General features: G+C 42.7%; 14 protein-coding genes. 12 read left to right on the top strand and 2 right to left on the bottom strand.

Going from position 1 to position 13109, the window contains the following annotated elements; translation table 11 throughout:
• Positions 1 to 28: 28 nt before the first annotated feature.
• The 4 genes from MKX63_RS00700 (at position 29) to MKX63_RS00685 (ending at position 3194) form a co-directional block, all read left to right on the top strand.
• Complete coding sequence (locus MKX63_RS00700) at positions 29 to 223, top strand: hypothetical protein (RefSeq protein WP_071639619.1); 195 nt, start codon at positions 29 to 31, stop codon at positions 221 to 223.
• Positions 210 to 1991 (top strand): VirD4-like conjugal transfer protein, CD1115 family, encoded by a 1782-nt coding sequence (locus MKX63_RS00695; protein WP_341014599.1) that lies wholly within the window; start codon positions 210 to 212, stop codon positions 1989 to 1991. The genes MKX63_RS00700 and MKX63_RS00695 overlap by 14 nt, the downstream gene beginning before the upstream one ends.
• Entirely contained in the window at positions 1988 to 2290 is a 303-nt protein-coding gene (locus MKX63_RS00690) for a glutamyl-tRNA amidotransferase (protein ID WP_341014598.1), read from the top strand. Before MKX63_RS00695 ends, MKX63_RS00690 begins: the two co-directional genes overlap by 4 nt.
• A 64-nt stretch (positions 2291 to 2354) precedes the next feature.
• A complete protein-coding gene (locus MKX63_RS00685; RefSeq protein WP_445323469.1) occupies positions 2355 to 3194 on the top strand; it encodes a hypothetical protein in 840 nt (279 codons plus the stop codon).
• A gap of 15 nt (positions 3195 to 3209) precedes the next feature.
• Here the strand turns inward: MKX63_RS00685 and MKX63_RS00680 are convergent, their stop codons facing one another.
• Positions 3210 to 3542 carry a helix-turn-helix domain-containing protein gene (locus MKX63_RS00680; RefSeq protein ID WP_341014597.1) on the bottom strand — a complete coding sequence of 111 codons (333 nt, stop codon included), beginning with the start codon at positions 3540 to 3542 and terminating at the stop codon, positions 3210 to 3212.
• A gap of 159 nt (positions 3543 to 3701) precedes the next feature.
• Here MKX63_RS00680 and MKX63_RS00675 point away from each other — a divergent pair, with 159 nt between their 5' ends.
• From MKX63_RS00675 to MKX63_RS00660, 4 genes are read left to right on the top strand one after another with little or no spacing between them, the layout of a single operon-like run.
• A complete protein-coding gene (locus MKX63_RS00675) occupies positions 3702 to 3887 on the top strand; it encodes a Spo0E family sporulation regulatory protein-aspartic acid phosphatase (RefSeq protein ID WP_341014596.1) in 186 nt (61 codons plus the stop codon).
• A 25-nt stretch (positions 3888 to 3912) separates the two neighbouring features.
• Positions 3913 to 4245: a hypothetical protein gene (locus MKX63_RS00670; protein ID WP_341014595.1), complete on the top strand. Its 333-nt coding sequence runs from the start codon at positions 3913 to 3915 to the stop codon at positions 4243 to 4245.
• Between the two features lie 20 nt (positions 4246 to 4265).
• Complete coding sequence (locus MKX63_RS00665) at positions 4266 to 4637, top strand: PrgI family protein (protein WP_445323510.1); 372 nt, start codon at positions 4266 to 4268, stop codon at positions 4635 to 4637.
• Positions 4630 to 6954 (top strand): VirB4-like conjugal transfer ATPase, CD1110 family, encoded by a 2325-nt coding sequence (locus MKX63_RS00660; RefSeq protein WP_341014594.1) that lies wholly within the window; start codon positions 4630 to 4632, stop codon positions 6952 to 6954. The genes MKX63_RS00665 and MKX63_RS00660 overlap by 8 nt, the downstream gene beginning before the upstream one ends.
• 78 nt (positions 6955 to 7032) lie before the next feature.
• Here MKX63_RS00660 and MKX63_RS00655 read toward each other — a convergent pair whose 3' ends face one another.
• Positions 7033 to 7569, bottom strand: a complete 537-nt coding sequence (locus MKX63_RS00655; RefSeq protein WP_341014592.1) for an RNA polymerase sigma factor — start codon at positions 7567 to 7569, stop codon at positions 7033 to 7035.
• Between the two features lie 621 nt (positions 7570 to 8190).
• Between MKX63_RS00655 and MKX63_RS00650 the strand changes: the two genes are divergently transcribed.
• The 4 genes from MKX63_RS00650 (at position 8191) to MKX63_RS00635 (ending at position 13092) form a co-directional block, all read left to right on the top strand.
• Positions 8191 to 8613: a sigma-70 family RNA polymerase sigma factor gene (locus MKX63_RS00650; protein WP_341014590.1), complete on the top strand. Its 423-nt coding sequence runs from the start codon at positions 8191 to 8193 to the stop codon at positions 8611 to 8613.
• 111 nt (positions 8614 to 8724) lie between these two features.
• Positions 8725 to 9132, top strand: coding sequence for a DUF6075 family protein (locus MKX63_RS00645; RefSeq protein WP_341014589.1), 408 nt, complete (start codon positions 8725 to 8727; stop codon positions 9130 to 9132).
• Positions 9133 to 9154: 22 nt separating this feature from the next.
• Positions 9155 to 11260 (top strand): C40 family peptidase, encoded by a 2106-nt coding sequence (locus MKX63_RS00640; RefSeq protein WP_341014588.1) that lies wholly within the window; start codon positions 9155 to 9157, stop codon positions 11258 to 11260.
• Positions 11261 to 11418: 158 nt separating this feature from the next.
• Entirely contained in the window at positions 11419 to 13092 is a 1674-nt protein-coding gene (locus MKX63_RS00635; RefSeq protein ID WP_341014587.1) for a competence protein CoiA family protein, read from the top strand.
• The last annotated feature ends 17 nt before the right edge of the window (positions 13093 to 13109 follow it).

The following is a 13109-nucleotide window of genomic DNA, read 5'->3' as shown; positions in this document are numbered from 1 at the left end:
TATAATCTTAAAACAGGAGGGAGTGCCTATGAAGGAGCAGCATGAACGGACGCTAAGCCTGGATCATTACGAGCATGGTATTGTGGTGCACGCACTGCATAGCTTACGTAATGATTTAATTGGTGAGAAGCGTCCAACAGATGCCGTCGATGATTTATTGTTAAAGGCCATTGAAGCCCCGTATCAAAAGCAGAAGCGATGGAAACGCCATGAAGCGCGATAGAGCCGTAAGGAGTAACCTATTACTCTTTGCGGCTTTTTTTGTTCCCGTCATTTGGCTGGCTTTACTGGCAGCACCAGCTTTGTCAGAGGGAGTGCTTGGTATCATTACACATTTAAATCAAGCTTTCCAGCGGCCCTTTCATATTCAATGGGTAGAGGATACACCGCGTAGCTTATTTATCTTTATCCTTTCCTATGGCTTGGGTGCGGGTATTTATTTAGCATCTCCTCGTAACTACCGCCGCCGGGAGGAGCATGGTAGCGCACGCTGGGGGAGGGCAAAAACAATCAATAGCAAATATCGCAGTAAGAAGTCAGAGCAAAACAAAATTTTAACTCAGCGTGTACGGATCGGCTTGGATGGGCGAAAGCATCGTCGTAATTTAAACGTGCTGGTAGTCGGAGGATCTGGTGCAGGGAAAACCCGATTTTATGCCAAGCCTAACGTCATGCAGACCGCTACCTCCTATGTCGTTCTTGATCCTAAAGGGGAGATTTTAAGGGACACAGGCCATCTGCTACAGACACAAGGCTATGACATTCGAGTGCTGGATTTGATTAATCCTCATCGCTCTCATGGCTACAATCCATTTGCCTATTTGCAGGATGACAAGGATGTACTGAAGCTGGTCACAAATTTGATTCGCAACACAACGCCCAAGGGCAGCAGCACCAATGATCCGTTTTGGGAACGCTCTGAAACGGCGCTGCTCGAAGCGCTCATTCTGTACCTGCTCTATGAAGCACCGCCAGAGGAGCAGAACTTTCCAATGGTAATGGAGATGATTGCAGCGGCAGAGGTGCGTGAGGAGGATGAAACCTATCAGAGTCCGCTTGATGAGCTATTTGAACGGCTGGAGATGCGTGACCCTGATCATCTAGCAGTGAAGCAGTATAACATCTTCAAGCTGGCTGCTGGAAAAACGGCAAAGTCGATTTTGATTGGACTTGGTGTACGGCTGGAAAAATTCAACCTGCATACGATAGCAGGTATGAGCTTGGTTGATGAATTGGGCTTATCCACGATTGGAACGAGAAAGACAGCGTTATTTGCTGTCATTCCTGACAACGATAGCAGCTTTAACTTTATTGTAGGCATGCTGTATACGCAGCTTTTCCAAGCCTTAATGTATGAGGCTGATTATCGTCATGGAGGCCGCCTGCCCACACATGTTCATTTTGTTATGGACGAATTTGCGAATGTTGCCTTGCCAGACGAATTTGATAAGCTTCTATCCACGATGCGCAGTCGGGAGATTTCCGTATCTATCATTTTGCAAAATCTGGCGCAGCTCAAGGCACTTTATAAGGATAGCTGGGAATCCATCGTAGGCAACTGCGATGTGTTTTTGTATTTAGGGGGAAATGAGCAGTCCACGCATAAATACGTGTCCGAGCTGCTTGGTAAGGAAACGATTGATACGAATACGTACGGTCAGAGTAAAGGACGCAGCGGGAGCTACTCCATTAATTATCAGCAATCGGGACGTGAGCTGCTCACTCCAGATGAGGTACGGCTGCTGGATAACCGCTATGCACTACTGTTCATCCGTGGGGAGTATCCAGTACAGGACGACAAATACGATTTATTGAAGCATCCAAATATTCTCTATACAGCAGATGGAGAACAGCCACCCTTTAAACACGGAGGCACAGAGCATGCAAGGGATTGGCGCTCTATCACGCTGCATGAGGATGGAGAGTACGAGCTGCTTTCCGAGGAGGAAGTGGAGGCAAGTCTAGTAGACCAGGGAGGTAGAATGGCATGAAGGGAAACACGAAACGCAAGTGGCTGTTAGGACTATACATCTTCACTATACTTAGTGCGGTTTTTTCATCTGTTGCCTATGCAGCAGGTGATCCTATGTCCGCCGTTAATAATTTATCCAATTTCATTTTTGGCCTAATTAGGGCGATTGGCATGATTATTTTAGGCTTTGGTGTGGTGCAGGTGGGACTATCCTTTAAGTCACATGATCCGTCACAGCGAGCTAACGGATTTTTGACCTTGGCTGGGGGAATTATCATTACCTTCACCAAGGAAATTCTGAATATTATCACTGGATAACCAGCTTAAAAGAAGGGGCAGGCCTTATATGCTTGCCCCTTTGCTTCTGGAAGGGAGGCAGCCTGTGTCTAAAAATAGCTGGATTGCTGAAAATTTAGAAAATGCTTTAGAAACCTGGAATGACAAAATGACAGAGATTTGGACGCTGGTCACTCAATCCCCTGCGGAGTTTAAAGGAGGGAGCGTTTGGCACGTCATTCTGGATATTCATGGTGGACTGCAGGCCACAGGCTTAGCCCTGCTTGTGTTGTTTTTTGTCATTGGTGTAGTGAAAACGACAGGCAGCTTTGCTGAGGTGAAAAAGCCAGAGGTGGCCGTTAAGCTGTTTATTCGCTTTATTCTGGCAAAGGCGGTGGTTACCTATGGACTAGAGCTTATGCTGACGCTATTTACCATTGTTCAGGGTATCATCTCGACCATGATGGCTCGTTCAGGCTTTGGTTCCGCGACTTCATCTGCGTTACCCAGTACAATAGCTCAAGCCATTGAAGAGGTGGGATTTTGGCAAAGCATACCTCTATGGATTGTTACACTGCTAGGTAGCCTGTTTATTACAGTGCTGTCCTTCATTATGATTTTATCCGTATATGGACGCTTTTTTCGCATTTATTTGTATACTGCCATTGCACCAGTCCCGCTTTCTTCCTTTGCAGGGGAGCCAAGTCAATCTATTGGAAAATCCTTTTTAAAGGGATATGCTGCGGTGTGCTTGGAGGGAGCCATCATCGTACTAGCTTGTATCATCTTTACAGCCTTTGCTGCTGCGCCTCCAGCAGTGGAGGAAGGTGCCGGGGCTATCACAATGGTATGGACTTATATTGGGGAGCTAATCTTTAACATGCTGGTGCTTGTAGGGATGATAAAGATGGCTGATCGTATTGTGAGGGAAATGATGGGGCTTTAGATGACACAATTAAGATCATTTTACTGCATTTAGAAACAGCTTCAAAAGTGCCAAAGCATCTTTGCGTTGCTTTTCTGTGCAGTTTTGGAGTGCTGCCATAATTAACTCAGACTCATCACTCATTGAAGAGGCTTCATTATCCAATAGCAATTCATTAGGAGAAATTTTGAGCAGATGGCATATGCTGAGCATCGTTTCAATGGACATGCCAACCTTTCCGCGCTCAATATCTCCACAGAACCGCGGTACTCGTTTAATATACTCAGCCATCTGTTCACGCGAAATTTCCAGAGCATCCCGCTGCTTGCGAATGCGCTTACCTACCTTCTTTTTGTCGTAAACAATCATCACAGTGTCCTCTTTTCAATTAAAGTATCTTTATAACTCTTATTATGTAGGAGTACACAATTGACTTAAACGAGTCTTAAAACTACCATTAAGGTAGTTTTTAAATATACATTATGTTCATCTTTTCTACTTTTCATAACTGGAGTGGAGGTCGAGGATGTGAATGAATTGTTGGAAAAAATGGAGGAGGAGCGACGTAAGCTAAACGTATTAGGACAAAATGCAATAGAACAGTTTATTCTTTTGTCTCAAAGTCCAGAAGTTCAGGAGCAAAGTCGCAAGTTAGATGAATTACTGGCCCTCTACCAGAATATGAAGGCCAAGCGAACTGAGCAGATGCTATAAAAGAAAGGTAGGAGGAAGCGGGGCGATGGGATTTCCACCGTGGTTTCGACAAGCGATTCAAGGGAGAATGGATGAGGTTTCTGCGAGAATTGAGCACGATCCTGAATTAAGCTTTATTCGTGAGCAAGCAGATAAAGCTTTTGAAGCGTTGTTTGCGGGAAAGGATATTGGACGTATGCCGGAGTTCTCTGAATGGGAGGACTGGCATCACCACAAGTATGGCATTATAAATGAACGATTGTATCTACAGGGGCTGAAGGATGGTATTCAGTTAGCTGCCACGCTGCTGTGTCATTCCATTGGGTTTGATGAAGGCGAGGGACTTAGCCATTCAGAGGAAAGGAAAAACAGTGAGTAATGAGTAGCTAATGGGGAGTGATGAAGGTGGAGGTAAAGATTAACCGGGAAATCCGGGAATATACGGAAAGCTTATTTTTTGGACTGTCCTTGCGGCAGTTCTTTTTTTCTATTCTGGCTGTTGGTGTAGCGATTGCTTTGTATTTTGGCTTGCGTACCCAATTTGGCATTGAAACATTAAGCTGGATGTGTGTGCTAGGTGCTGCGCCATGCGCGGCATTGGGCTTTATTAGGTATCATGGCATGACAGCAGAGCAGCTATTATGGGCGTATGTAAAGTCCGAATTTCTTATGCCGCGGCGCTTAGTTTTTTATTCCACAAATACCTACTATGAGGCGCTACAGGAAACGATTCAAAAGTATGAAAAAGAAGGAATGAAGCACTATGATTAAAACGCTAAGTCGCATTCTGAAGCAGGATAAGGAAAGGTTCGTTATACCTAAAGGTATTCAACAGGTAATCCCGATTCGTGCCATCTGGCAAGACGGGATTTTTTTTGTTGGCAACAAGTTTTCTAAATCCTATCGCTTTGAGGATATTAACTATGCCGTGGCATCTAGGGAGGATAAGGAGGAGATGTTCTTATCCTATTCAGAGCTGCTTAATTCCTTTGACAGCGGAGCAACAACCAAAATAACGATTCACAACCGCCGCTTGAACCAGGCTGATTTTGAAGGCTCTATGCTTATTCCATTGCGAGAAGATCCACTTGATCTATATCGGAAGGAATATAATCAAATGCTGATGGACAAGGCCGTTGGAGCACACGGAACGGTTCAGGAAAAATATATAACCATCTCCATCGCCAAGAAAAGTGTAGAGGAGGCGCGGCAATATTTCTCTAGGGTTACGACTGAGCTATCTGCTCATTTTGCTCGACTTGGATCACGCTGCATCGAGCTAGATGCGGCAGATCGGCTGCGGATATTTCATGACTTTTACCGAACGAATGAAGAAGCAAGCTTCCGATTTAGCTTGCCTGAAACGATGAGAAAGGGACATGACTTTAAGGATTACATCTGCCCCGATACGTTAGAGTTTGAGAGTGATCATTTTCGCATGGGGGGGCTGTACGGGCGGGTCATCTTCCTTCGTGAGTATGCTAGCTATATTAAAGACAGTATGGTATCCGAGCTATGTGATTTAAATCGGAATTTGTTCCTATCCCTGGACATCATTCCAATTCCGACAGATGAAGCAGTTCGTGAGGTGGAAAATCGTCTGTTGGGCGTGGAAACCAACATTACCAATTGGCAGCGTAGACAAAACAAGCACAATAACTTTTCTGCTGTCGTGCCTTATGATATGGAGCAGCAGCGCAAGCAGAGTAAGGAATTCCTGGATGATCTGACTACACGCGACCAGCGCATGATGTTTGGTCTGCTGACGATGGTGCATGTTGCTGAAAGCAAAGAGCAGCTTGATAGTGATACAGAGGCGCTATTGACAACAGCGCGTAAGCACCTGTGCCAATTCTCCACGCTGAGCTATCAGCAAATGGATGGACTGAATACTGCATTGCCCTTTGGAGTAAGAAAGGTGCATGCGCTGAGAACGTTGACTACGGAAAGCACGGCAGTGTTCATCCCCTTTCGGGCGCAGGAGGTCATCCACCCCGAGGGCATTTACTATGGGCAAAATGTAATTAGTAAGAACATGCTCATTGCCAATCGAAAGCAGTTATTGAATGGAAACAGCTTCATTTTAGGTGTATCCGGTTCAGGAAAAAGCTTTACTGCCAAGCGTGAAATTGTCAATCAGGTGCTGGCTACAGATGATGATGTCATTCTCATTGATCCGGAACGCGAATATTCGGCACTTGTTGAGGCGTTGGGGGGAGAAACGATTCATATTTCAGCAACCTCGCCTAACCATATTAATGCGATGGATATGAACCGTCACTATGGAGATGGAGCCAATCCAATTATTTTAAAATCAGAGTTTGTACTTTCCTTATGCGAGCAGCTAATGGGAGGGCATCATTTGGGTGCAAAGGAAAAATCGTTGATTGATCGTTGCACAGCCAGCGTATACCGAAGGTTCCTGCAAAACAATTACAAGGGAGATCCACCTACTCTGCAGGATTTTAGAGCAGAGCTGCTCAAGCAATCCGAGCCAGAGGCTCAGGATATTGCATTGGCCATTGAGTTGTTTACTGCTGGCAGCTTGAATACCTTTGCAAAACCAACCAATGTAAATGTGAACAATCGCCTCATTTGCTATGACATCCTGGATTTAGGAAAGCAGCTACTGCCAATCGGGATGCTCGTGGTGTTGGATAGCATTCTTAATCGAATTACGCAAAATCGGGCAAAAGGGAGGAACACCTTCATCTTCATAGATGAAATCTATCTGCTGTTCCAGCATGAATATAGCGCCAATTTTCTGTTTACGCTCTGGAAGCGAGTCAGAAAATATGGCGCTTTTTGTACGGGAATTACGCAAAATGTGGACGACTTACTGCAAAGCCACACAGCTCGGACAATGCTGGCTAACAGTGAGTTTATTGTGATGCTGAATCAGGCAAGCACGGATAGAAGGGAATTGGCAGAGCTTTTGAATATTTCTGATCTGCAATTGTCCTACATTACTAATGTAGATGCCGGGAACGGTCTACTGAAGGTCGGCAGCTCATTAGTGCCATTTACAGATAAGTTTCCACGACATACCAGGCTGTATAGCTTAATGACGACCAAGCCAGGGGAGTAGAAGTCCAATTATAAGTAGGCGGCTATCCATATAACGCTGGATAGCCGCCTTAATTCGTATCGTTTTTCATTTGGTTAACTACAATACCTCTTGTAGCAGGTGCTTGATTTTCTTCCTCAGCCTATGTATCCGACTGGTAACTGCTGTATTGGACAGGCTATATTTTGCACTCAATTCAAGAATGGACAAGTGCTGCTTGAAGTAGTCCTCATATAATTCTTGTTCACGAGAATTGAGCTTACTCAAAAGCTCCTCAACCAATTTGCTTAGGTTAGTCGAGGAAAACAGGACCTCATCTAAAAACGGACAGCGACAAGCTAGCATGTCGGCTACATCGCAGTGAAGGCCAATCTCATATTTTTGCTGGATATAGCACTTTCGAAAAACATTGTTTACCTGATTACGGGAGGTTTTATAAAGCCAGCCTTCAATATTTGGATGTTTTTTAAGCTTGTTCGCTTGCTGCCCTGCATGCAGGAAGGTATTTTGCACGCATTCCTCAGTTGCATCAGTGTAATGTCCTTTCAGAAGTCTTTTGCAAAATAAACGGATTCGGCCGGCATGACCTCGATAGATTTCCTCTAAAAATTCCCCGTTGGTTTTTAAGCTGTACATGTGCTGCTCCTCCTCTCGGCTAGTGCTGATAAAGTTACCGCTACTAAAGGTAAAGAGTTGGTTCAATACTCCTATATTTTACCATGAGCATGAAAATTGAGTTTTTATAATTTACAAAATTCGTGTTAGTACGACTAAAAACAGGAAAATATTCCTGGTTGCGTGATTTATAGTAGTTCGAGCGACATATAACCATATAGGGATTATTGTCTAAAAATGTAGTTATTTTGAATTTGGTTTGGAGGCTGTATAGATTGAAGGGTTCTAAGCAGGATTTTCACTTACGAGTGGTGACACCTGAATAACTGAACATGAAGCTTTCTTCTCACAGGGTGTCGCTATGTGAGCGGGAGTTGATATTTTGTGGTCGAGTGCCGTTAATATCAAATCACGTGCAGCTTGTGCTGCAAAGAAGCTGGTAGCGCAGATCAGTTTTGCTGTATACGCTACTCTATTATCCTTGTGTCAATTTCTGATTATTACTATCCATGTGGACTCTAACAGCATTTTGCTTTGGAGTCCTTTTTATTCCACCAGTGGATTTTTGAAGCATGGGACAGGCTGTCGTTCTCCTCCTCTGTTTTGGTTTGCACCTAAAACCAAAAAACGGAGGTAAGAACGATGAAAATAAATTTGAGAGACTTATATTCCTTTTATACAACAGATGTATGGGTAGAGGTGGATAAAGAAATTGTTGAGGAAATGCATCGCTTTGATAATCTTGATAGCGCATACAGATTGCGTGCATATCGTCATCGTGCTTATTATTCACTGGATGCTAACGATGGCATAGAGCATCAAGCATTATTTCAAATATGTTCTTCTGAGATGGAATTCGAGGAGGCTTGGCTTCGGCAGGAGATTTATAAGGCCATGAGCCAGTTGTCAAAAAAGAGCTTCAGACGCATTTATGCTCATTATTTCTTAGGATTAAGCAAGGTTGCTATTGCTCAGATAGAAAAGGTGGACGAGCGTGCGGTTCGTAAGTCTATAAGCAGTGGTCTGAAAAAGCTGTCTCGTTTGCTTGATAAAATACTGGACTAAGCAATGGGTCCGATTTATCCATAAAAATGATGGGATTGTTAGAAGATTGTTTCGCTGCAGCGGCTGGTGCTAGTGACCAGTCGCTGTATGCTATGAAGGGAGCCATTTAATATGCAGCCAAAAATGTTTCGAGATGAGGAGCACGAACGCTTTTATTATGAGTCGCTACGAAGGGCGAATTGTACAGATGCCTATCATCGAGCCGTTTTTTATGTGTTAGGGATATCATGGGAAACGAGAAGCCATGCGAATGAGTTATTTGATTATTCAAATGACAGCATCAAGCCTACAGGCCTTAGCGCTGCATGGCAGACCAGTAGCACAATTCGAACAAGCCGTTTAGCTTTTAATTTGTGGAACGGCTGGACTGAGGATGGCAAGGAGCGTTACTCCACCCCACACGAGCTATTTGACTGTAGCTACGGCTCTTACTTCTTTGAGGCTATTCGCTTGCGTTACCCTGAATACTGTAGAGAGCATGAACGTACTACCAGAAGCATTGAAAATCGCACTCGCTAAATAATTAAGTGGAGGTGGTGGTATGAAGGATATAAAAACAAGGATTACGCATAAAAGTGTAAAAAAGCTGGAGAGACATGTACAGTTACTTGATAAAACACGAGCATCTATAGTTCAACTCAAGCTGAAGGATAACGATGAGTCAGATGCACGTTCTCCTGTTGAATATGCTAAAGGGAGATCGAGTGATGCCTTACAGCGCTCATTCAGAATTGGTAGACATTTAATCAGACCTATTTTAAAAAGAGCGTCTCAAAAGATGAGGATTGAGCACGCACCTTCATTGATAAATAACAAGCGAAATGTAAGCTTGAACAGGCAGGAACAGAGTAAAACAGGAATAAAAGCAAGGAGGAAGGCATCAAAGCAGCCTAGTTTAAATGGTAGAGAAACAAGAACAACTCAACTTCCACGTAGTATGAGGCAAATTAAAGCATCAGTAAGTAATACTAGGTATCGGGGCGTTCAATATACCTTGCTAGTGCCTAGACAGGCCTTGAACGTGGGCTTGTCAGATAGAGTTGTAAGAAACCAGGGTGATTTAAAGGGCCGGGCTAATGCTCGGCTTTTGTATATTGGGAGGGTATCTAAAACGAAATTGCAGTCTATTAAGCAGCAGAAAGGCAGCAGAATACAGGCGGAAGCTAAAAAGCAGTCTCCTGCTCAATCAATGAATCCCTCTTATTTGAGGCGACAGTCTAGCCTTGAGAAACAATCCGGTAATGTTGAAAGGAAGTTCTTCCGTACGCAGTCATCATTTCAATTTGCTAAGAAGCCAAAGCATTCTCGGCTGGTCAGCCATTCTGTTACTACCAAAGGACAAAAAATAATCAAAACCTTATCCAAGCAAACAAGGCTGGGGACGTCCAACAGACCAAAAAGCAGTATGGATGCTTCGGTTCGTAAAAAGGTTGGCATAGAGCAGGCTAAGAAAGCGATTCACCAGGCAGCGTTAGCTCGAAGAAATATACAAAGAATACAAGCCATGACCCGATTTAATCTGCGTATCATTCGTATCGTAGTAAAGGCTGCCGCTGTGGCAGTGAAGGGAATCATGGCTTTATTAGGAGTGAGTGGCTCAGTCATTATGCTGATGTGCATCGTATTAGCGGTTGCTTCTCTTATAGCATCCCCCTTTGGCATTTTCTTTTCTGACGAAAATACGGAGCAGGATGTAAAGCCCTTGTCTGCGATTGTCCAAGAAATGAATTCTGCATTTGTTGATAGACTAGAGGAGATTAGACAAAATGCAGGTACTGTTGATCGTGAGGAGATAAATTATATTGGTGGTGCAGATAATACTCGTGTAGATAACTGGAGTGATGTCATTGCAGTCTTTGCAGTGAAGACGGCGCTGGACACTGAGGGTGGAATGGATGTGGTCACCATTGATGCGACGCGTGAGGAAATGATTCGCTCCGTCTTTTGGGATATGAACATAATTGAATACGATTTAGAAAAGATAAAGCATGAGGAAACAATAGCGGTAGAGCAGGAGGATGGTGGATTAGAAAATAGGACGGTGACAACGTATGAAACGGTTCTCCATATTACGATTACTAGCCGGACAGCCGAGGAGCAAGCAGGGGATTATAGATTTACAAACAATCAACATTCACTAATGGAGGAGATGCTATCAGAGGAATTTAGGCCTCTTATGTTTGCTCTTTTAGGCAAGGACAGTGATACAGGCTTATCACAGGAGCAGCTTGATCTGGTTTATCGAGATTTGCCAGAGGGAGCACATGGGGCTGAGGCGGTTAAGCTAGCATTAACTCGTTTAGGTGATCCGTATAGCCAGCCTAAGGCTGGGATGGGGCGCTACACAGATTGTAGCTACCTGGTACAGTGGGCTTATAAGCAGTTAAATATTCAGTTGCCACGCACCGCGGCAGAACAGGCACGTTATATAGTAGATAACAATCTCGCAATCCAAAATGAGCATTTAGCTCCTGGAGATTTGGTGTTTTGGAGCTATGAACGCAATGGTCGTTTTATGGACATTACGCATGTCGGCATTTATGCAGGCAATGGGAAAGTCGTCGATGCTTCCTCCAGCCGCGGACAGGTGGTATATCGGAATTTGTTTGATGGGGATAAGCAGGTGATGTATGGGCGGGTGGCTTAAGCCGCCCTTCTGGGGGATATTAATTTATAAAAAGAATATTGTACAGTATGATTGTCTGATTGGAAACATGAAAAATGGAGGAATCCTCCAATTTATGTCGAATTCTAGTTCTGTAAGTAAATAAGGAATCTATTTAGAAATAGTAAGGTGTGATTTGGTTGGAGTGGGCACTAGATATAAATAAGGAACATGTTCACGCCTCTTCGTCCGACGCAATAAGAGGCAAAATTTATGTATGCCCTAGATGCAAAAAAGATACTCTTCTGAAAAAGGGAACTAAAAGAGTTCCTCATTTTGCTCATGTCTCTCGACAAACTAATAATAATTGTGAATTATACATACCACCAGCAATCTATTCGACAAAAACAGAAGGCAAAACAGCAATAGATGCCCTAAATGAATATTCACTAGATATCTATTTAAATATAGAAAAAGATAATTGGTCTCTTGAAATAAAGATATTCTCCGCAATAGGGCAATACGAAGGGAATACATTTGTTAAACTTCCATTTGCTTGGGAAGGAGAGAGGAAGATCCCACTATCCTCTATACGGACAAATGGGAAAAAAATTCGCGTTAAATTACAAGCAGAAGAATATAAAATAATAGTTAATGGTATCGTTCGAAATGAGTGGAAAATGAAAATAGAATCACCAGTTAAAGGATTAGATGAATTTAAACCTACGGTTTTTTATTACTCTCGATTGGGAGGTAGAAGACTAAAAGAAAGTGCTTCTCTTCAATGGGGGGAGAGATACGTTCTAGTATGGGACGATTTTGAAAACAGAATGTCTCACAGGTTTCCACCCATGCTTGCCATCCGAAAACTACAGAGCCAGGATAACTGGTCATGTATGATTATAGAATTACCTAATTCATATGATAAATTGGTAGAGAAATGGATTAACCAGCTACTTAATCGTAGTGTAACTTTTACTTTGCCCGAAATAAGGTTGGTAACGCCAGTTTTAACAAAAGTAATTAATGATGGAAGATTCGAAATCTCTCCATCAGGTAAAGTTGTTATTGGAGTGACGGGAACAGAAGGAGCAAAAAAATGGTCAACTATTCACGTTTATAATATTGATAAAGAATTAGAGGTGCAGCATTTAGGGAATGGGCAGGTTCCAATATTATTACTATTAGGAAAGTTGCCTCTTGGAAGAACAGATATTTGGTTAGATGATAATAGAGAAAATGCTCTAAGATTAATATGCCAAGACGCCGTCGATTTATTTCCCACAATAAATGGTGTTTGTTTTCGTGCAGTCAATTTTGTAGGTGTTGAAGAAAAATGTAATTTGCATTCTATAGCGGCTAAAGAGTTTTTTAGAAAAATTCAAGATAATAAGTTAACGTTGACTGACATACAGTTTCCGATGGGTATTAATATTACCGTGAATTTATTGGGAAGTCGATCTAATCATTGGAGTTTAGACACTGAGAGTACTACTGAGGTTGTTTCAATTCTAAATAATTTACTGCGAAAAGATGAGCATATTCGAATTGATGCATGTGGTCTTGGTAGCATAGAAATAATGCCTAAATCTCTATCTAATGCTAATAAGCTTACAATGAGTACTAGATGGCGTGAGCAAATGAAATGGATGTTAGTAACTCTACAAACGATAAATCATAAGGAGGTTACCTTTAGAAACGACGTTATTAATAAGGTCGATTTGTTCCAAATCCATAATTTGAGTAAAAAGGATCAAGGTTTAATATTGGAGTTTGCTAAAGTACGTTTTATTCCTAAATCAATGTTTCAATACGCTAATGCAATTATAGATGAATACAGAAGATTAATTTCTGTGAAAAAATTTAGAACATAGGTTAGGTGAAGTGCAAT

The organism is Paenibacillus sp. FSL R7-0179 (assembly GCF_038002265.1).
Taxonomy (GTDB): Bacteria; Bacillota; Bacilli; order Paenibacillales; family Paenibacillaceae; genus Paenibacillus_AQ.
The sequence above is the reverse complement of the archived record's forward strand: the minus strand, read 5'-3'. Positions and strand labels throughout refer to the sequence as shown.